The following is a 20,179-nucleotide window of genomic DNA, read 5'->3' as shown; positions in this document are numbered from 1 at the left end:
GCCCGCCGCCCGCCCCGCCCCGCCCCCCCCCCCCCCCCCCCCCGCCCCCCCCCCCCCCCCCGCCGGGCCCCCCCCCCGGGGGGGGGGGGCCGCCCCCCCCCCCCCCCCCCCCCCCTCGCCGGGTTGATGTCCCCGGTTGATGTCGGGGTTCCGCGGGGAAGAAGAAGACAACCCGAAGCCGAATGAACAGGGATTTGCGTGCTTCGGGCGAATTGGGCGCTTGTCATCTGAGGTCGTATAGGAATCAACACTTCCGGAAATGCTCGATCGCGCACCGAGCACCGACCGCCCCTGTTGTGACCTCTGCCACAACATGACGTGGCTTCGCGCTTTCCCTGACGGGACTCATATGGCCGAATCACTTCGTGATGGCCTGATGTCATATGACCGTTCGTCAAACGTTCATAATGAATGGCAGTGTGTAGGCGGTCGTACCCGACCCTTTCTGCACCATGTGTGTACCGATCGTGCACACGATGACGAATGGCTGAACTGTGCGCATGACCCGTTCGGATCGCAACGACGCGACCACGCGGCCCCGCCTCTTAGGCGCAGGCGAAAAGCTCACCCCTGAGGAGTTCTCCGGGCTGGCCGGCCAGGTCGGGGGCTATCCCTATGTGAAGATCGTGCTCGACCGTGACGAGTCGGTGCTCCACTTCATCGACAGTGCCGACGGCATGCTCCACGTCCGCTACATCGGGTGCGAGATCCTCGGCATGTCGATCGACGAACTGGCGGGGCAGCTCGATTCCTTCAATGACGGCGTCTACCGGAATCCCGACCGTCGTTTCTATCTCGGCACCCTCGCCCGCCACACCCGTCGCGCCACGGAAAGCGGCGACGAGGCCGAGACCTTCCTGTCGCTGGAGACGGTCGACGTCGACACCATGTCCCAGGACATGCTGCGGTTCTTCTACCACCGGGTGCGCGAGCACATCGACCCGTCGCTGCGGCTGGTCCTCAAGCCGGCCTGCCACCAGCAGGAGGTCTACCTCGCCGACATTCCGGAGAGCGAGATACCGCGGGTCCTGTCCCACGAGCTCTACTCCGCGGCCTCGTTCGTGCCGTTGAACCCCGGGACGGCCCACGGGCGGCTGCGGGTGTTCCGCTCGGAGGAGGAGTACCGGGCCGACCCCGAGCCGCTGGAGTGGCACGACATCGTGGTGATGCCCCGGGTGCCCGAGGACATCCCCCGGGTGTCCGGCATCATCCACACCGAGCACACCACGCCGCTCTCCCACATCAACGTGATGGCCGCGGGCTGGCGGATCCCCAACGCCGTCGGCATCGGAGCCGTCGACCGGATCGACCGCGCCGCTCTGGCCGGCCGGTGGGTGAACTACCGGGTCGAGGCCGACGGCGGGGACCTCCTGCTCGAGGCCGCCGAGCCGGGCGAGACCGGGGGAGCACGGCCGGCCCCGCCGGCCGACCGCGTCGCCGTGGACCGGCCCGACCTCGCGCCCACGCCCGTCACCGCGCTGTCCGAACTGCGCGAGGGGGACCACGTACGGTTCGGCACCAAGGCCGCCAACCTCGGCGAACTCACCCACCTGCTGCAGCACGGCTCGCCCCGCTGGCTCGGCTTCTACCAGGTGCCCCGGCCGCCCCGGGCCGACCTGCTGCGCTACCTGGCCCGGCAGCTCGACCTCCCGGAGGACACGGACGAGGCCGAACTGCACGCCGCCGCAAAGCTCCTGGTGAAGGAGTACGCCCACGTGCCGCGCGGGATCGTGCTGCCGTTCTCCCTCCAGCAGCGCTTCCTCGACTCCTCCGAGCAGCTCCGGGAGGCCGTCGACCGGCTGGCCGCCGCGCTCGGGGGCGAGGCCCCGCGGATCGAGGAACTCTGCCTCGACGTCCAGCGGTTGATCCGTGACACCCCGCTGCCCGACCCGATCCGCACCGAGATCGACCGGGCGGTCGACCGCCACCTGTACGGCGCCCCCGTCCAGGTCGTCCGCAGCTCCTCCAACGCCGAGGACCTGGCCGGCTTCTCCGCCGCCGGACTCTACGAGTCGGTGGCCAACGTCAGCGGCACCGACGCGCTCCTCGACGCCGTCCGGGAGGTCTGGGCCTCGCTGTTCTCGCCCCGGGCGGTGCTGCTGCGGCGCCAGGCGGGCATCCCCCTGGACCACTGCCGGATGGCCGTGATCGTCCAGGAGCAGGTCGGCGCCACCGTCGGCGGCGTCCTGGTCACCTGCAACCCGCTGAGCCCGCAGGACTTCCGCGACGTCTACCTCAACATCTCGCCGCGCTCGGTGACCGACGTGGTGGACGGCCGGGGCGCCCCGCTCCAGTACCTGTACAACACCATGGAGGGCGGCAGCCGGACCATCTCGCTGGGCACCGCCGCCACCGACCTGGACACCGCGACCAAGGACGTCGTGCGCCGACTGGCCCTGATCAGCCGGCTGTTGCAGTCGCACTTCTCGCCCGACGAGACGTACGCGGCCCCGGTCGACATCGAATGGGCGATCGAGGGCGACCAGATCGCCCTGCTGCAGCTGCGCCCCTTCCGCACCGCCGGCTGACGCGGCCGGAGGGCCGTACGGGCCGCCGCCGCTCCCCGGCACGCCACGGGCCGGAGCGATCCTCCGAGGCCGCGGGCGAGCCCCACGGGCCCGCTCGTCGGCGTGCCCGTGGACGAGTGAACTTCCTTCAGGAGAAAGTACGTTGAACAAGATCCTCTACGTCTACGTCAAGGGCGGAGCCCCGCTGGAGTACGCGTTCCCGCGCATCGCCGCCTGCGGCGAACTGCACGTCCTCGCGCTGGCGCCGCTGCCCACGGCCGGGGAGGACGTGTGGCGCCCCAGCTGCACCAGCATCGAGCTGGTGCCCGAGGCGCCGCGCGGCGACGACCTGGTCGAGCTGATCGTGGAGTACGCGAAGGCCATCGGGGCCGACGCGCTGCTGACCCTCTCGGAGTTCGCGGTCCTGGCCGTCGCGCACGCCGCGAGCCGGCTCCACCTGGCCGGCCCGGGAGAGGGCATCATCCGCGCCCGGGACAAGCGGCTGATGCGCGAGGCGTGGGCGGCCGCCGGGGTGCCGATACCCGCGTTCCGCCGCGTCGACAGCCTCACCGACCTGACGACCGCGCTGGCCGAACTCACGCCCCCGCTGCTGCTCAAGCCGGCCTGGGGCGCCGGATCGGTCGCCCAGATCGTGCTGGACTCGGTCGAGGAGGCCGCCCCGGCGTGGGCCGGCATCGAGAGCGGGCTGCGGGCGGGCAGCCAGGTCGGCATGAACGAGCTCTACGCCGCGGACACCGACCGGGACCGCCTGGTCGAGTCGATCGCCCAGGGCTCCACCGAGGGCTGGTACCAGGAGCCCGGCTACGGCGACTACGTGAGCGTGGAGGGGATCGTCGCGGACGGCGTCTACCACCCCCTCGCCATCACCGCCAAGCTGCCGACCGTCCCGTCCTTCGTCGAGGTGGCCAGCACCTCGCCCTCCGTCCTCGCGGAGCCGCTGCAACGCCGGATCGAGGAGGTCTCGCGGCAGGCCGTCGACGCGCTCGGGCTGGAGAACTGCGGCACCCACACCGAGCTGAAGCTGATGGCGGACGGCGAGCTGGTGGTCATCGAGACCGCGGCCAGGTTCGGCGGCCTGCTGACGACCAGGCAGGTCCACGAGGTCTTCGGGCTCGACCCGATCGGCATGCTGGTCCGGCAACTGCTCGGCGAGCGGGTCGACTACCCCGCGGCCATGCCCCTCGACGGCGTCGGGGCCGCCGCCTCGCTGGCCGTCGTCCCGGCCGACGCGGCGGGCGTGCCCTGGCGGACCAGCCCGGTCTGGAACCCGCAGGCCGTCGACTGGCAGAGCCTGCTGTCGCCGGGCAGCACCATCGAGGCCGTACCCGCCTTCGCGATGCCCGCGGGCCGGACCGTCCCCGCCTTCGACCCGTCCGCGGGGTCGCGCAACTGGCTCGGCGTCTACCTGCTGAGCGCCGTCGACGCCGCCACCCTGCAGCGCGACTGCAACGCCGTGCTGAACGGCATGGAAGCCGCCCTGCACCGGGCCGCCTCCTGAGGCGCCGTACCCCGGCATCCCCCCAACCCCACGACCGAGGTTCCTCCATGCGTGTACTGTTCGCCGGCGTCCCCGGCATCGGCCACCTCTTCCCGCTGGTCCCGCTCGCCAGGGCGATGCGCGAACTCGGCCACGAGGTCGCGGTGGCCTCGATGGACGGTGGCGAGGCCGTCGCCGCGGCCGGGATGCCGTACCTGCCCATCGCGCCCGGGGTCGACTGGCGCAAGGTGATCAGGGAGGCCGGCCGCACCCGTCGGCCCGACCTGATGCAGCGGGTGGTCGAGAGCAACTCGGCCGACCGCGAGGCGTTCGTCCCCCTGGCCGCCCACGTCAACAGCGACGTGGCCGACGCGGTGGTCGAGCTCGCCACCCAGTGGCGACCGGACCTGGTGGTGTACGACTACCAGTTCCCGGTGGCCCTGCTCGCGGCGACCCGCCTCGGCGTGCCGGCCGTCCAGCACGACCTGGGGTTCGTCCGGACCCCGAAGCTGCGCGCGCTGATGCTGGCGGAGATGGCGGACACCTTCGCCCGGCACGGGATCGACCGGCTGCCCGAGCCCGCGGACATCATCGACCTCGCGCCCCCGAGCATGGCCGGGGACGAACGGTACGGCCGCTCGCTGCGGCCCGTCTCCTACAACGGCGAGGACCAACTCCCCGCCCACCTGGCCGCGCCCGCCGACCGCCCGCGCGTGGCGGTGACGCTGGGCACCGTCCCGCCCAAGACGGACGGCCTGACCAGGCTGGAGCGGGTGATCGCGGCGGCCGCCGACATCGACGCGGAGTTCGTTCTCGCCACCGGCGACCTCGACCTCGGCACGCTCGACACCCTGCCCGACAACGTCCGCGCCTGCGGCTGGGTCCCGTGGCGGGCACTGCTGGACACCTGCTCGGCCGCCATCCACCACGGCGGCGGCAGCACCGCCCTCGGCGCCCTGGACGCCGGCATCCCGCAACTCGTCCTCCCCGACGGCTCCGACCGCTTCATCAACGCCGACGCGGTCCGGGCCCGGGGCGCCGGCCTGCGCGCCACCGCCGAGGACATCGGCCCGGCCCTCCTCGACCGGCTGCTCACCGACGCCGACCTGACCCGGGCCGCACGCGAGGTCAGCACCGAGATCGCGACCATGCCGTCACCGACGGCCGTCGCGGAACACCTCACCCGCCTCACCCGCTGACGCGGCCCGGCGGTGGAACCGTCCGCACGGTATGCACTGCCGTGCGGACGGCGACCGGCCGCTCAGGCCTCGCTCGCGGCGGTGGCCGTCAGCGGGTCGAAGGTCTGCCGGAGGTCGACGACCGTGGTCGGGCCCTTCACCCAGGCGAGCGGGGCGTGGTGCACCCGGACTCCGGCCGGGGGCTGGAGGAGGGCCTCGCCGGCCGTGTTCTGCGGCCACTCCACCGAGCCGGTGGCTGTCCGGGCCGGGACGAGCCAGTAGTCGCCGCGGGTGTACGCGCCGCCCGGCCGGAAGTACACCTGGGCGCCGTCCTCCAGGTCCAGCCAGGCGCCCTCCTGGATCCGCAGGGCGCCGCCGACCAGCGGCAGGGCGTCCCGGCCGCGGGCCGCCCGGTGGTCCCAGCGGCGCAGGAAGGGGTGGCGCTCGGCCAGCCGCCCGACCTCCGGCCCCGGTTCGGCGGACAGTCGTACCCGGCGGCCCGGCAGGTCGGTCTCCTCCACCTGGAGGAGGTCCGCCGGCTCGTCCCGGCTGACGTACGCGCTGTCCCCGACCTCGACCCAGTCGCCCACCGAGAGACCGAGCTTGTCGTCGTCGCCCAGCGTGGTGAGGTCGACCCAGACGCCCTCGATCGAGGCGACCGGAAGGACGACCGAGCCGTTCTCCCGGGACCACTTGAACGTGGCGCAGCCCTCGGCGGAGCCGCCCTGGTGGACCTCCACCCGGTACAGCTGGTTCTCCGGGCCCCGGTAGGCGTCGTCGGGGTGGGCCAGGCACGGGTCCTCGTTCGCCCGCTCCGGCCGCCGGGCGCGCGCGGCCAGCCAGGAGGCGGGCCGCTCGTGCGGTTCGGCCCACGCGTCGAAGGCCTCCCGGACCCGGGACACCCCGCCGTCCGGCACGTTCAACTCCGCGGCGGCCAGCGCGAGTACCTGCCAGACGACCTTGGCCCGGGCCGCCGTGTCGGGCATCGCCGCGCCGAGCGCGACCTCGCGGATCTCCGGGTCCTCGACCGCGGTGACGCTGCGCTCCCAGACCTTCAGGTAGACCAGGAACGGGAAGTCGCCGGGCAGCCGGTCGCCGGGGCGCTCCTCGTCCCGGTAGGCGTCCGGCTGGTCCCAGTACGTCCAGACGGCGGGTGCCTGCGCCTGCCGGGCCTCGCCGTCGCTGCCGCCGGTGCCGCCCCAGTCGCCGTCGTCGGGCACGGCGACGCCCTCCTCGGGGCGGTAGGACTCGCACAGGATGCCGTCCACGTAGTACCGGCCGCCGCCGATGGTGAGGTCGTCCACGTCGTGGTTGCCCGGCGCGTAGCCGATCGCGAACCCGGCCGCCGCGGCCGGACCGCCGCGACGGCCGATCAGGTCGGCGGCGAGCGTGCGCAGCTGGTAGCGCTCGATCGCGGCCTGCTCGTTGGCGTCGGCGTCGAGCTGGACCCGGCCCTGCTGGGTCAGCACGGCGGAGTAGTGCTTGCCGGGCCGGAACGTCAGGCGCGAGAAGTCTGCGTGCACGGTTTCCCTCTCACAGTCATTGGTCGAGCGCATTCATTGGTCGGGCGGGAGCGGTCGGGCGTCAGGAGACGAAGAAGATCCCGGCGTCGGTGCCCGCCGGGGTGTACTCGGCCAGCCGCGCCCGCAGGTTGTCCTCGCGCTGGGGCTGGAACAGGTCGTGGAAGGCGCCGAGTTCGGAGCGGTCCTCGGCGCCGCGGGTGATCTCCGGCGCGCACCCGGCGGCAAGCCGGCCGTAGTCGGGTGTGCCGTAGCGGAGGCTGGTGAACAGCGGGCGGACCCGCTGGGCCTCCACGTCGCGCAGCCGGGCGGCCTGTGCCGGGTGCAGTTCGCCGCGCTCGACCAGCCCGGTCACCGCCGAGCGCACCAGGTCGGGCTGGCACTCGTACCGGCGCGGGGTGCGCGAGCCCGGGGGGACGTAGCAGAACCGCAGGCAGCCGAGCGAGCGGCGGGCCACCCGCAGCGGCCCGGTGAACACGCAGTCCTCGGCGAGCGGCACCGCGTGGGTGTGCACCTCGCCGACCACCGTGGAGCGGTGGGCGTGCAGCAGCGCGTGGGCGTGCTCGCAGTCGGGCCCGGAGAGCGCCGGCCGCCGGTGCCCGGTGGCGTCCAGGATGCTGTCGCTGAGGTGGATCTCCAGCGGGTCGTCGTCCACCTCGTCGCCGACGACCTGGATCGAGCCCAGGATGCTGCGCTCGATCCGCACGCAGGCCGTGGTGTGGTCCAGCACGAGGCTGGGCTCCTGCGGCGAGTGCGGTTCGCAGTGCGGCTCCAGCGACCAGCCCGGCACCAGGGTGCAGTGCCGCAGGGTGACGGAGGCGAGCGGCCCGGTGACGTTGACCCCGCGGCCGGTGACCAGCAGGCCGTCCAGGACCAGCCGCCCGCCCGGGCTGACGCCCCGGACGTTGAGCGCGTCCGGCCGGTTGCTGTACCAGTCGAGCAGCCGGATCACCGGCCGGGCGCCCTCGGCGGCGCGCAGTTCCAGGCGGTCGTCGGTCTCCAGGTCGAAGTCCAGCTGCTCCTGGTAGGCGCCGCTGTGGGTGATCTCGATGACGGCGGCGCCGCCCGCGTTGCCGTCCTGCTGGTCGGTGCGCCACTGCTGGTAGGCGTCGTTGATCCGCTCGTACGGCCCGCCGGGGCCGACCCGGTAGACCGTCCGTCCCGGGGTCTGCGGGCGGTCGCGCGGGTACTCCCCGCCGCCGGTGTCGTCGCCGAACGCGTAGTGGTAGTCGACCCAGACGCCGCGGCGCGGGGCGGTGCGGGCGCCGAAGGCGATCCGGCCGAGCACCGGGTCGACGGCGACCTGGCCGCGCTTGGGCCGGTACGCCCAGTCGGTCAGGTCGGCCACCGTGATCTCGGCGGGCGGGACCGGCTCCTGGGCGCCGTCGCGCCGGATGGCGAAGCTCTTGCCGGGCCCGTAGTAGTCGGCCAGGCGCTCGGCCAGCTGCCGGCGCCGGATCGGTGCCGGCACGTTGTCGAGCGCCGCGAGGTGGGTGGCCGACGGTTCCGGCTCGGGCCGGGTGACCAGCGGGGCGTCGTTCCCGAGGACCGAGAACGTGAAGAGGTTCCTGGCCCGGTCGATGCAGTAGGCCGGCGCCCGGGTGACCGGGTACGGCTTCAGCCGCCACACGTACAGGGCGACACCGGCCGGCGTGCGACCGCCCTGGCGGCGGGCGGAGGCGGCGCGGCGGACGTCGGCGGTGTGCGCCTGCCCGTCGAAGGGCCCGTCGAGCAGGTCCAGCTCGGCGCCGCGCCGCACGTCGACCAGTCGGCCCCGGCCCAGCCGCTGACGGTCGGCCGGCCCCTCGTCCGGGCGCAGCAGCCGCACCGGCTGGGTTTCGCCGAGCAGCCGGGAGAGTTCCACGGCCCGGGCCGGCCAGTCGGCGACCGAGGCGGACAGCTCCTCCAGCAGGGCCAGGGTGCCCTTGCGCCGGCGGTAGGCGACGGTGTTCGCGACGTCGCGCCGCGGCGCCAGCCGGGCGGCGAGCCGGTCGCGGGCCGCCGCCCGCTCGGGGGAGGCGCCGCCGTGCAGCCCGGTGGCGAGCACCTCCTCGTAGCCGGGCAGGATCCGGTAGCCGACCAGGTCGCCGAGGTAGGCGACGGCCCAGTCGGCGGCGGTCTCCACGAACCAGTCCCGGTAGCCCTGTTCGATGCCGCCGCGGACGACGTCGACCTGCTCGGCGATGACGGCCAGCAGGGCGCGCAGCGGCTCTCCCGCGTCGGCGTCCCGCATCCGGTGCCACTGCGGCAGCAGCTCCAGCAGTGCGTCCGGGTCCCGCCCGCTCGGGTCGGTCATGAGCGGACCTCCTTGAGGATCAACGTGTCGGGCAGATTCGGCGACAGCATGGCGAGTTGGGCCGGGCGGATGCCGCGGAACACCGTCAGCACCCGGCCGGGCGGCAGCGGGCGGGTGTCGGTGACGTCCGGGTTGAGGCGCAGCAGCTCCGCGACGGGGATGCCGCCCCGGGCGGCGATGTCGGTGAGGGACTCCCCGGCGGGGTCCTTCACCCGGTAGCGCTGCTCCTCGAAGCGGGCGAGCCGGGCCGGGACGGTCGGCTGCGGTTGGGCGAGCAGGTCGGACAACCGCTCCAGGCCCTCGGGGGTGAGGCTGCCGGGCACGCCCGTGAAGACGTCGACGTCGACGCGGTCGACGCCGGGGACGGCCTGGGCGACGGCGAGGACCTCGGACTGGTGGGCGCTCTGGCCGAGTTGGCGTCCGGCGTAGCCGAGGCGGTCGAGCAGGGCGCGGCGCAGTGCCGGTTCGACGAGGTCCCAGGAGTGGTCCGGGTCGACCTTCACGCTCAGGGCGACGACCAGCAGGACGAGTTCGCGCAGCGCGACCTCGACCGGCAGCCTCGGGTCGCCGTAGGCGGTGAGCGAGGAGTGCAGGGTGCGGATCAGGTCGGAGTCGGCGGTGAGCGGGATGTCGTCCACCCCGGCCACCGTGACGTGGACGAGTTCCCGCCGGCCGTCCGAGAGCCGGGTGGCGCCGGCCCGCCCGATGCCGGCCCGGGAGCGGGTGAAGTCCTCGTAGTCGGTCACCGAGACCAGCCGGTCCAGGGCGGTGACGGCGAGCGGGATGTTGCGCCGGGCGAGGCCGGGGCCGTCCGGGCCGGCGCCGCCGGTGGCGGGCAGCGGGTTGACGACGGCGGAGACGCCGAGCGGGCGGGTGGTGAGCTGGGTGATCCGGCCGGCGCCGACGTTGCCCGACTCGCCGATGCCGATCCGGTAGCGGGCGCGGACGTTCTCCCGGCCGGTGGGCAGGCGTGAACCGTGCACGCCGTCGCCGAAGGTGACGGTGGTGCGGCCGTCGCTCGCGGTCGCGGTGACGTAGACCCGTTCGTCCGGGCCGCGTCCGGCGAGGCTGTCGACCTCGTGCCAGCGCACCCCGTCGACCCGGACCTCCAGGGTGTTCTGCGCGCCCCTGGGGGTGTCGGCGGCCAGCCAGGTGAGCGGCGACTGCCAGAGGGCGAAGCGCTGGCAGGGGACGCCGGCGTCGCCGCTGCCGATGGCCTCGTCGCGGGTGGCGCCCTGGGTGGCGCGCACCACGTTGCCGAGGACCTGGACGGTGTCGCGCCGGTAGCGGTAGGCGAGGCGGGCGCTGAGCGTGATCGTGGTGCGGACGGTGTCCCCGGGCAGCCGCGGGTCGACGCCCTGCTCGACGCCGGCGATCATGGCCAGTTCGGTGCCCCGGACGCCGGTGGTGTTCGGGATGTCGGTCCGCTCGCCGCCGACCGCGATCCACCGGCCCGGGGTCAACCCGTCGTAGAGCCGGTCGAGTTCGATCCGGTCGCCGTGGACCTCCTCGGTGACGGGCTCGTCGGCGAGCCGCAGCGACTCGCCGCGGGCGTAGACGGTGGCGTCCCTGATGTCCGAGAGCTGGGTGTCCTTGTCGTCCAACCAGGGCTGTTGCAGGGAGAGTTCGGTCACCTTGCCGGTGATGCCGAAGTCGGCGCGGGAGATCACCCGCACGTCGGTCACCCGGGTGATGACCTCGGCGAGGTCGCGGCTGCCCGGGATGCCGCCGTCGAGGCCCTTGCGCGGGCGCTGGACGACCACCCAACTGCCGGGCGCGATCTGGTCGTACACGGCGTCGAGGGTGAGGACCGTGCCGGAGACCGGCTGCAGCTTGGTGGTGAACACGACCTCGACCGCGGGCGTCGACTGGTCGGTGCCGGGGTAGCGGTGCACCCGGACGTTCAGCTCGCCGGACTCGCCGGTCTTCTCCTGGCCCGGGTCGAGCCGGTAGTCGAGCGCGGCGCCGGGACCGCCGTCGACCGTCACGTGGACGCGGCCGTCGTCCTGCGGGCGGGAGACGAAGACCGTGCGTTCGGGCAGCTTCGCCAGGAACCGGGCGCTGACCCCGGGCTCCGCGTCCGGAGCGGGCACGGCGGCGCGCAGGTGCGGTGGCGGAGGCGGCGGTTCGGTGGTGACCACCTGGACCTGTCCGGGGCCGAACGGGAAGGTGTGGTCCCAGGGCAGCGAGATGCCGCTGTGCACCAGGCTGCCGGCCTCGACGTACGTGAAGTCGGCGGTCTTCGGGACGGTGCCGGTGGTGTCGAAGGTGACCCGGACGCCGATCAGCGTGCTGCCGGCGAGCGGCCAGTCCACGTAGCGGTCGATCCGGCCGTCGTCGCCGTAGACGGGCTTGAGCGGCGCGGTGGCGCCGAACGGGGTGGCGACCACCCGCATCGCCTGGATCTCGTGCACGGCGAGCGGCGCCGTCAGGTCGACCTGCCGCCAGGCGGGGTAGAGGCCGTCGCGCAGCCGGGGGTCGAGCGCGGACAGCAGTTGGGCGCCGAGGTCCGATCCCGGCGCGAAGAGGCGCTGGGGGTCGCGGGCGAGGTCCCGGGCGCTGAGCGGGGGCCTGGTGGGGGCGGTGCGCAGCGCCGCCAGCAGCGAGCCGAGTCCGCGGACGGCCGGGTCGGCGGCTCCGGGGCCGCCCTGGCCGGGTGCGGGCCGCTCGGGGGCCTGCGGCGGCTCCAGCTGGTGGGCGCGGTCCCGAAGGTTGGTCAGTTCGTCGCCGAGACGCCTGAACCAGTCGGCCACCGGCTGCTGGGACCGGGCCAGTTCGGCCGCCTCGGCCGCCCGGGCGGTCACCGGGACGAGCCGGTCGGCGAAGTCCGCCGGGGTGCTCAGCGGACCGGACGGCAGGTCGAGGTCGGCGCGCAGCGGGGCCAGCACCTGCTCGTCGAAGTCCCGGATGATCCGGCTGCGCCCGGGCCGGGGGTTGGGGGCGTTCTCGGAGACGGTGATCCAGTCCGCCAGTTCGGCGCGCAGGTCCTTGAGGGTGCGCAGGTCCCGGGGCAGGCCGATCACCGTGACGTCGTTCTCGCGGTCGATCCGCACCTCGGGCACCAGCCGCAGCACCCGGTGGACCGGGTCGGCGGCCCGGTCGGCGCTGAAGACGAACAGCAGCCGGTCGCCGGGCCTGATGTTGTTGGCGGTGCCGGCGGCGAACAGCTCGGCGCGCCCGCCGGGGTTCAGCTGGCCGGGCGTCAGCTGGTACGGGCGGCGGCGCAGCACGGCCAGTTCGTTCCAGGCGGAGCGGGCGGGGAGGTCCTCGGCGGTCTCGAAGGACTGCGGGTCCTCGCCGGGGCCGGGGACGCTCTGGCTGCGGGCGCCTCGCGGCACGACCACGGTCGGGTCCTCGGCGGCCCGCGGGTCGTGGTCGAGCGTGTAGGCGAGGTAGGTGTCGGGGGCCACCCCGGGCCGGGGCCGGTGGCCGACCAGCCGGCCGAGCAGGGTGAGCGAGTCCTCCTCGGTGGCGGTGCGCAGGTAGCCCTCGTTGGCGATCCGCTCCGAGTAGAAGGTGAGCACGTCGGCGAGCACGGCCCAGGAGTCCAGCAGGGCGATCGCAGGGTCGTCCGGGGTGCGGACGGTCAGGTCGCGCAGCGCCGGGTAGGCGGGGCCGGACAGCCGCGCGAGCAGGCTGTCGAGGAACTCCCCGTAGCGGCCGACGCGGTAGCCGACGGCGTCCAGCCCGGGCGGGTTGAACAGCGGGGCCGGGGTCGCGGTGGCGGTGCCCGAGCAGCCGCAGGTGCACTGGCCGGTCATCGGCCACCTCCGATCACGATCGAGAGCCGGCCGTTCTCCGGCCGGTCGGGGTCGTTGTCGCAAGCGGCGACCTCCAGCGCGCCGAGCCGCAGCAGCCCGTCCGCCAGCTCGCCGTCGTCCCGTCCGAACTGCCGCCGCAACTTGGTGACTTGGGCACTGACCACGCCCGGTACGGCGGCGGCCGCGGCCACCAGCCGGGAGACCCGCACCGGGTCGCCGAAGCCCAGCGCGTCCGGGTGGAAGAAGCCGACGCGGCCGTCCGGCAGGGCGCGGCTGCCCAGCACCCGGCGCAACTCGGCCAGGACGTGGCCGCGTTGGTGGCCGGCGGCGGCGCAGATCCGCAGTTCGAGGTCGAGCGGCACCAGCACGGCCGGGCGGACGACCAGGTCGTGGCCGATCCGCCGGTACGCCTCCAGGCCGTCCCCGACCGCCTCCAGCAGGGCGGGGTCGGCCGTGGCCTGCCCGTACGGCTCCACGGCGACGTGGACCTCCTGGACGCTGCCGGTCCAGCGCAGTTCGGCGGCGGCCCGCCGGACGCCCGGCAGGGCGGCGGCCAGCTCCGCGTAGTCGGCGGCCGTGACGGCGCGCAGCCGGGTGCGGCTCAGTGCGAGCGGGGCCGACTGCCGTACCTGGTCGAGCGGTTCGGGCTCGACACCGCCGGTCGCGGGCAGCGGGTTGCGGACCCGCAGCACCGCGTCCCGCGGCCGGGTGGCGGGGCCGCGCCCCGTGGGGCAGGGCGGCTCGTCCTGGCAGACCACCAGGCGGTTGATGGCCTCCGCGCCCACGTTCCCGGCCGTGCCGTTGCCGATCCGGTACGCGACCCGCAGCAGCGCGCCGGGCGCGGGCGGCAGGCCGTGGCGGCCGTCGCCGAAGCGCAGCGCGAGACGGCCGTCGTCCTCGGACTCGCCCACGAAGTGCCGCTCCCGCGGGCCGTCGGCGAGCAGGTCCCGGCGGGGCGTCCACTCCTGGCCGTCGACGGCGGCCCGGACGGCGGGCAGCGCGGCGCGCGGGTCCTGGACGGCGATGCCGCTCGCCGGGCCGGCGAGCGCGGGGGAGTCGGCGGCGAGCCCGGAGGCGTACCGGGCGCCCCAGCTCTGGGCGACCTCCCAGACGCCGGAGCGCCGCAGCACCCCGCCGGCGCGGGCGCGCGCGGTGAGCACCTCCAGGCGGCGCAGCTTGGCGGCGAGCAGCCGGCCGCGGCGGGCCAGCAGCTCGCGCAGCCCGGCGGCGGGCCGGTCGGCGAGGCGCAGCGCGTGCACCACCTGGGCGCCGAACAGCACGGTCAGCTCGGCGAGTTCGGCGCGGGAGAGGTCGTGGCCGCGGCTCGCCCGGTGCCACAGCTCCTCCAGCCGCTGCCGGACCAGTTCGGGGATGCCGGCGAGCAGGGTGGCCTGCCGGGCGCAGACGTGCGCCTGGTCCGGGTAGGCGGCCGCCTGGGTGACCGGGGCGTGGCGCAGCAGCGGGCGGAAGGGCTGCGGCAGGACGGGGTAGCGGGTCTGGTCGAGCAGCGTCTCCAGCGCCGCCGCCTGGGCGTCGGCGGTAGGCGGCTCGACCTCCGCCCCCTGGCCGTCCTCGCCCTCCGCGCCGGCGCCCGGCGCCAGCTGGATGCTTAGCCCGGCCCGCCGTACCGCCGGCTCGCCGAGCAGCGCGTACAGCTCGCGGACCTGCTCCGGGCCGAGCTGGCGGCCGGCCCGGGTCTGGTCGAGCAGCCCGTGGACGGCCTCCGCCGCGGGGCTGCCCTCGGTGCGGTCCGCACAGCCGCAGCCGCAGCCGTCCGGTTCGCAGGGCGCGACCCGGACCGGCTCCGGCGGCACCGTGAAGGTCTCCGGGGCGCCGCCGCAGAACGTGAGGGAGCGGCCGTGGTCGACCAGGGCGACGTTGCCGCGGGCGACGCTCACGTCGGCGATCGGGCCGCAGTCGCTCCCGCCGTGGGTGGACAGGCAGACCGGGAAGGAGAGCGCGTCCTCCGGCGCCCAGGTGACCTCGACGACGGGCTGCTCGTACAGCTCGTCGACCAGGTGGGTGACGGAGGTGAGGCGGACGGCCTGGCGGTGCGCGGGGTCGGCGTCGGCGGCGGCGCCGGTGCGCGGGCCGAGCACCTCCTCGACGACCAGCAGGTCGCCGGGGCGCAGCGCCAGGTGCCGGGTGCGGTGCCGCGAGCGGCCGGCCTCGGGGTGGTCGGCTTCGTGCCGGTCGTCGTGCCAGTCGTCGCGCAGGGTGGCGGAGGTCGCGCCCGCGGGCAGGACGCAGTCCTGGTCGCCCCAGGTCCAGAACCGGATGGTGTTGTGCGCGGGGTGCAGCACCAGGTCCGCCCCGCCGAGCGGTTCGAACACCTCGACGGCGGCGGTCCGGGCGAGCGCGTCCAGCTCCTCGTCCGGGATCACCGTGGACGGCTGCGGGCGTTCCTGCGGGCCGAGCCGGCTGACGTCGACGGCGGCGAAGCGGAAGGTGCCCCGCGGCAGGGTGAGTCGGCGGTCCGTCTCCAGCGCGACGAACGCCCGGGCGTTGCAGCCGTCGTGCACGGCGTAGTCGATCAGCCGGACGTGCCGGCGCACCGACACCCGGCGGCGGGCGGTGTCGAGGTAGGCCTCGGTGGCCACCGCGTCCTGCTGGTAGGAGAGTTGGTCGGCGGTGTAGGCGAGCAGCTCGACCAGCGTGACGCCGAGGTCGGGCAGGTGCCGCTCGGTCCAGCCGGGGGTGGTGAGGCTCATCCGGTCCAGCACGAGCCGCCGCATGCTCTCGTAGTCGCGGGCGGTGTAGTCGATGACCGGGGCCGGCCGCAGGGAGGGCGGGCAGCTCTCCTCGGTGCGGCAGTCGTAGGGCGAGGGGCAGTCGGCGCCGAAGGAGAAGTCGGTGCTCGCGTACCTCGGGTCGAAGCCCGGGTACGGGCGGGTGCCCGGGCGGCCGTAGGCGTCCGCCTCGACCACGGTCAGCCGGTAGCGGGAGGTGTCGCCGGCCCGGTCGAGGGTGACGAGCATCCGGTCGTCCAGCTCCGGGTCGTCCGCGCGCTCGATGTCGACCGCGAGGGCGCGCAGGCCGGTGATCCGCCGGCCGCCGTCGACGCGGATGTTCTCCGGGCCGAGCTCGTCCGGCGCCCGGCCGAGGAAGGTCACGCTCAGGGTGCGCCCGTCGTCGTCCGGCTCGGCGCCGTCCAGGCCCAGCAGCCGGGCCGCGCGCACGTCGGCGCGACGCAGTTCGGTCCCGCACCGGACCGCGGGCTGCCCGGTCGTCTCGGATCGGCCGGTCACTTCGGATTGGCCGGTCATGCCGCCACCCCGCCCTCGAACACGTCCTGCCGCTGCGAACCGGTCAGGCGCACGACGTACGCCAGCTCGACCCGCACCACGTTGTCCTCGCTCTCCACGTCGAGCGAGACGACCTCGATCACGTCGCCGAGCCACCGCTGCAGCGCCGCCTGGACGGACATCTGCAGGGTGGCCGCCAGCTCCGGGCTGTTTGGCGCGAAGACCAGGTCGAGCAGCCCGCAGCCGAAGTCGGGGTGCATGACCCGCTCGCCGGGGCTGGTGAACAGCAACTGCTCGATCAGGTCCCGCACGTGGTCGTCGTACCCGGCCTCGGCGGTGCGCCCGCGGCTGTCGATCCGGAACGGGAACGCGAGGTCCGTCCGGGCGGGGCCGGGCGACGGACTCGCCGGCTCGACGGCGTGGCCCGCGTTCCCGGTGTTCCCGTCGTACCCGGAGTGCGTGGCGTGCTGTGTGGTGCTCATACCCCCTCCGCCCGCTGTTGGACGACGGTCACGATCGGCGGCCCCTGCGGGACCTGCTCGGCGCTCTGGCACAGCCCGACGGCGGACCGCGGCAGCGCGGGGGAGCCGTTCACCCGGATCCGGGCGGACGGCACCACCCAGTGGATCGTGACGCAGGGCTGCGGTTTGCCGGCCACGGTGAACGGACAGCCGGTCACGGTGTACGGGTCGGCCGTACTGGTGACGGCCTGGCCGGCGACCAGCACCCGGGCCTGGGCGGGCCGGGCCGTCGCCTGGGCGCCGTGCGGGCAGGTCACCGTCGCATTGACGTGCAGCAGATTTCCGGGCACGAGTCTCTCCCCCGTCAGGTCACGCTCAGGGCGTCCTGGTTGATGGAAACGGTGGCGCCGACGAGCGAGATCGAGGCGCCCTGGCCGTTGCTGATCTGGATGCCCGAGTCGTTGATCACGATCGAGGCCCCGCTCGGCGTGCGAAGGGTGATCCCCGTGGTCGGATCGTCGGACAGGATGATCACCCGCCGCCCCGAGGTCTCCAGCACCGCGTTCGGCGCTCCCGGCGGGCCCGTCCTCGCCTCCACCGGGACCTCCGAGGCGGAGCCGTACCAGCAGCCCGTCCAGATCGGGTAGCTCTGGTCGCCCTGCTCGAACTCCAGCCACACGCCCGCCCCGACCGGCGGAACGGCGTAGTGCCCCATGCCCGGGCCGGCCACCGGGAAGCACGGCATCGCCCAGGTCGACACGGCGTCGCCCAGCACGTCGGGCACCTGCGCCTGGATGCGGCCGATCCCGAGCGGGTCGACGTTGTTCACCACCGTTCCCCGGAACTTGCCGAGGTAGCGGGTCGGTTCGGCCATGCTGGCAACTCCTGGCAGTCGATCGGGACGGCTGTGGGACGGCTGCGGGGTGGCTAGGGGACGGCTACGGGACGACGGTCGGCTGGAGGGCGATCAGGCCCTCGCGGGCCAGCGTGAAGTTCTGGGTGTACGAGCCGCGTTTGAGGTTGTGGGTGACGCTCTTGACGAAGTACAGGCCGTCATAGGTGAGCCCGGCGCCGCGCACTCCGACCAGCTCGCGCGGCCGCAGGACGTGGCCGTACCGCACGACGTCGAGCTGGCCGGAGCCCGAGACGGCGTCCGCCGACTGCATCGCCTGGGCGATGGTCTCGGCGACGGCCTGGGAGGTGTCCTTCTTGGCGGTGTCGGCGATGACCTTCTTCTTCAGCGCCGGCGCGGGCCTGAGCGCGAGCGGCGGGCGCAGGATGCTGACCTCCGGCACCGGCAGGATCGCGGAGACCTTGGTCGCGGGCAGCTGGATGCGGGCCTCCGGCTCCTCGCGGGCGGTCCCGTCGAGGGTGAAGGTGAGCTGGTCGACGTTGGACAGCCCGTCCATGTTCACGTTCAGCGCGTGCTGCGGGACGCCGAGCCGGTTCTCCGGCCCCCAGTAGGCGCGGCTCGTCCCGGGGACCGGGCCGGGGTCGAGGTAGAACACGTAGCCGTTGGCCTTCGCCAGCTCGTTGACGTACCCGAGGTCGGTGCCCTTCTGGAAGTCGATCCGCCGGGTGGGCATCGGCGTCTGCGGCACCAGCTCCGGGATGACCAGCGGCACGATCCCGTACTGCCCGTACTTTCCGATGATCGCGGCGACCCGGGCCGCCGGGGACATCGCCGGGAAGGGCACGCCGGCCTGCTCCTCCAGGTCCATCAGCACCGTCAGGTCCTCGCCGGTGACGGTGAGCGTGGACTGGCCGGGCTGGTTGCTGATGCCGACCTCCTGACGGATGATCACACCGTCCATCAGCACGCTCGGGGTGCCCGAGACGACCACCATCAGCACCACCCTGATCTTCGGATCGAAGAAGCCGCCCGGCAGCAGCGCGGTGTTGATCAGCCCCCGCTTCGACAGGTCGAAGGCCAGCTGGAACCCGCTGCGCTGCCCGGACGCCACCGTGACCTGCGCCGACAGCAGGGCGTCGGTCACCGGCTGCGGCACCGGCACCGGGATCTGCGGGCCCATCAGCAGGGTGAGGTGGATCGACCCGACCGACCCGCCCCCCGTGACGGCCGAGGCCTCAGACACTCCCCACCCCCGGCACCCCGCCCGGCAGCGCCACGGTGATCCGCCGGCCCGGCGTCGCGGTCAACTCCCGTGGATCGAGCACCGGGTTGGCGTCGGCGATCCGCCACCACTGGTCGGCGCTGCCGAGGTAGCGGTACGCGAGCAGATCGGGGCGGTCGCCCGCACCGACGACGTGCTCGGCGAGCGGGGTCAGGCCGTCCGGGCTCGGCAGCAACCGCCGCCTCAGGTACGGCACCTGCCGCCCGTCCGGCTCCGTGTACAACGCGACCGGGACGTCGTGGTACCGGCTGGTCGGCGGGTACGGCGAGGGCGCGGGCAGCGCGTTCAACGGCTGGTCGACGGTCACCGCAGCCCCCCACCCAGGCCGAGCGCGCTCAGCCGCCCGTCGGCCGCGGTGCCCACCAGCCGCTCCTTCTGCACCAGGTGCGCCAGGTAGAGCTCGGCCCCGCGGTGCCCGGCCGGCAGGTCGTTGACGGTCAGGACGCGCAGGCCGATGGCGACGGTGGCCCTGATCGGGTTCAGATCGATGTCGAACGCCTCCTCGGTGATGGTGAGTTCGGTCAACCGCACGGGCAGGATCCGCTTGCCGCCCCAGGTGAACAGCGTGAGCGGCGCCTCGACCGGCGTGATCTCCAGCGTCCCCACCGCCGCCAGCGCCTGGTTCGCCCGCAACTGCGAACTGGCCGGCTGCGCCAGCAACTCCAGCGCGGCCAACTGCGGATGGATGCCGTTCGGCGCCGGCACCTCCAACTGGTCCGTCGCGTCCAGCTCCGCGGTGAACTTCCACGTCTCCACCGCCGGCCCCTTCAACCGCAACGCCTCCGTCCGGTCCCCACTCCCGTCCGCCCCCGCCACCTGCGGAGCCAACGACCGCTCCAGACTGTCCGGATTGAACTGCAGCACGACCACCCGCTGCGGCGTCCCCCGCAACGCGTCGACGATGACCAGCCCGGCCCTGATCGGCCTGGGGGCGTCCGCGTACCCGGTCATCAGGAGCCGTCCTCCGGTCGGGCCGGCCCCTCCAGCAGCCGAAGGGCGATCCCCGCCTCGCGGACGACTTCGGGGTCCGCGTCGTGGGCGACCACGTCCGCCAGCGGCTCGCGGTACTCGGGCCACTCGGAGTACACCATGGCCTGAACCGCGGCCCGACGGACCCTGGGGTCCTTGTGCCGGACCGCCTCCAGAACGCGCATGACCACGGAGTCCACCGCCCGCTTCGGGGATCCGGCGCCCAGCAGCAACACGGACCTCGCCTGCTCGACCGGGTAGACGCACACGTCGAATTCGGTCTCCAGGCCGTCGACGCTCCAGAAGTCCAGCGCGGCCTCCAGCCGCGCCGACGCCTCCTGGACCCGCGCACCGTCGTCACCGGCGACGACCATGTACCGCGCGTCGACGAACTCGTCCGCGACGTAGTGGGCCGACAGGCCGCCGGGCAGTGACCACTTCGCCTCGTAGTGGGCCTGGGTCTCCGGATCCCGGGCGATGTCCCCCTCATAGGTCCATCCATCGGCCTCGGCGAAGGCCCGGATCTCGGCGTTGTCCACGGAATCGTGAAGAATCAAGCGACGACCCGTGTGACGTCCGGTGGTCATCCACCCTCCAATTCGGTGCGTT

At 74.1% G+C, this 20,179-nt stretch carries 14 protein-coding genes; 3 read left to right on the top strand and 11 right to left on the bottom strand.

Translation table 11 applies throughout. The features are described 5' to 3' along the window. Nucleotides 1–500: 500 nt before the first annotated feature. The 3 genes from ACGF0D_RS01255 (at nucleotide 501) to ACGF0D_RS01245 (ending at nucleotide 5,204) form a co-directional block, all read left to right on the top strand. Nucleotides 501–2,528: a PEP/pyruvate-binding domain-containing protein gene (locus ACGF0D_RS01255; protein WP_392913509.1), complete on the top strand. Its 2,028-nt coding sequence runs from the start codon at nucleotides 501–503 to the stop codon at nucleotides 2,526–2,528. A 142-nt stretch (nucleotides 2,529–2,670) separates the two neighbouring features. After that, nucleotides 2,671–4,026, top strand: a complete 1,356-nt coding sequence (locus tag ACGF0D_RS01250) for an acetyl-CoA carboxylase biotin carboxylase subunit family protein (RefSeq protein ID WP_392870816.1) — start codon at nucleotides 2,671–2,673, stop codon at nucleotides 4,024–4,026. A 47-nt stretch (nucleotides 4,027–4,073) separates the two neighbouring features. Further along, nucleotides 4,074–5,204, top strand: a complete 1,131-nt coding sequence (locus ACGF0D_RS01245; RefSeq protein WP_392913507.1) for a nucleotide disphospho-sugar-binding domain-containing protein — start codon at nucleotides 4,074–4,076, stop codon at nucleotides 5,202–5,204. A gap of 62 nt (nucleotides 5,205–5,266) precedes the next feature. On the opposite strand, the gene ACGF0D_RS01240 is transcribed toward ACGF0D_RS01245, so the two are convergent. From ACGF0D_RS01240 to ACGF0D_RS01190, 11 genes are all read right to left on the bottom strand, one after another. Continuing rightward, a complete protein-coding gene (locus ACGF0D_RS01240; RefSeq protein ID WP_392913505.1) occupies nucleotides 5,267–6,706 on the bottom strand; it encodes a DUF6519 domain-containing protein in 1,440 nt (479 codons plus the stop codon). Nucleotides 6,707–6,767: 61 nt separating this feature from the next. Then, on the bottom strand, nucleotides 6,768–8,999 hold the full coding sequence (locus ACGF0D_RS01235) for a hypothetical protein (protein ID WP_392913503.1): 2,232 nt from the start codon (nucleotides 8,997–8,999) through the stop codon (nucleotides 6,768–6,770). Next, nucleotides 8,996–12,760: a putative baseplate assembly protein gene (locus ACGF0D_RS01230; protein ID WP_392913501.1), complete on the bottom strand. Its 3,765-nt coding sequence runs from the start codon at nucleotides 12,758–12,760 to the stop codon at nucleotides 8,996–8,998. The genes ACGF0D_RS01235 and ACGF0D_RS01230 overlap by 4 nt, the downstream gene beginning before the upstream one ends. Next, nucleotides 12,757–16,026, bottom strand: coding sequence for a putative baseplate assembly protein (locus ACGF0D_RS01225; RefSeq protein ID WP_392913499.1), 3,270 nt, complete (start codon nucleotides 16,024–16,026; stop codon nucleotides 12,757–12,759). The genes ACGF0D_RS01230 and ACGF0D_RS01225 overlap by 4 nt, the downstream gene beginning before the upstream one ends. Then, entirely contained in the window at nucleotides 16,023–16,487 is a 465-nt protein-coding gene (locus ACGF0D_RS01220; protein WP_392913497.1) for a GPW/gp25 family protein, read from the bottom strand. The genes ACGF0D_RS01225 and ACGF0D_RS01220 overlap by 4 nt, the downstream gene beginning before the upstream one ends. Further along, nucleotides 16,484–16,816: a hypothetical protein gene (locus ACGF0D_RS01215; RefSeq protein WP_392870837.1), complete on the bottom strand. Its 333-nt coding sequence runs from the start codon at nucleotides 16,814–16,816 to the stop codon at nucleotides 16,484–16,486. Before ACGF0D_RS01215 ends, ACGF0D_RS01220 begins: the two co-directional genes overlap by 4 nt. A 14-nt stretch (nucleotides 16,817–16,830) precedes the next feature. Continuing rightward, nucleotides 16,831–17,340, bottom strand: coding sequence for a phage baseplate assembly protein V (locus ACGF0D_RS01210; RefSeq protein ID WP_392870840.1), 510 nt, complete (start codon nucleotides 17,338–17,340; stop codon nucleotides 16,831–16,833). Nucleotides 17,341–17,404: 64 nt separating this feature from the next. Beyond that, nucleotides 17,405–18,499 (bottom strand): hypothetical protein, encoded by a 1,095-nt coding sequence (locus tag ACGF0D_RS01205; protein WP_392913517.1) that lies wholly within the window; start codon nucleotides 18,497–18,499, stop codon nucleotides 17,405–17,407. Nucleotides 18,500–18,554: 55 nt separating this feature from the next. Beyond that, nucleotides 18,555–18,908, bottom strand: a complete 354-nt coding sequence (locus ACGF0D_RS01200) for a hypothetical protein (protein WP_392870843.1) — start codon at nucleotides 18,906–18,908, stop codon at nucleotides 18,555–18,557. Beyond that, nucleotides 18,905–19,552, bottom strand: a complete 648-nt coding sequence (locus tag ACGF0D_RS01195) for a hypothetical protein (RefSeq protein ID WP_392870846.1) — start codon at nucleotides 19,550–19,552, stop codon at nucleotides 18,905–18,907. The genes ACGF0D_RS01200 and ACGF0D_RS01195 overlap by 4 nt, the downstream gene beginning before the upstream one ends. Continuing rightward, nucleotides 19,552–20,109, bottom strand: a complete 558-nt coding sequence (locus ACGF0D_RS01190; protein ID WP_392913494.1) for a HEAT repeat domain-containing protein — start codon at nucleotides 20,107–20,109, stop codon at nucleotides 19,552–19,554. The genes ACGF0D_RS01195 and ACGF0D_RS01190 overlap by 1 nt, the downstream gene beginning before the upstream one ends. Nucleotides 20,110–20,179: the final 70 nt, after the last annotated feature.

The organism is Kitasatospora sp. NPDC048298 (assembly GCF_043201465.1).
GTDB lineage: Bacteria > Actinomycetota > Actinomycetes > Streptomycetales > Streptomycetaceae > Kitasatospora.
Note: the sequence above shows the minus strand (reverse complement) of the source record. Positions and strands in the feature narration are given on the sequence as shown.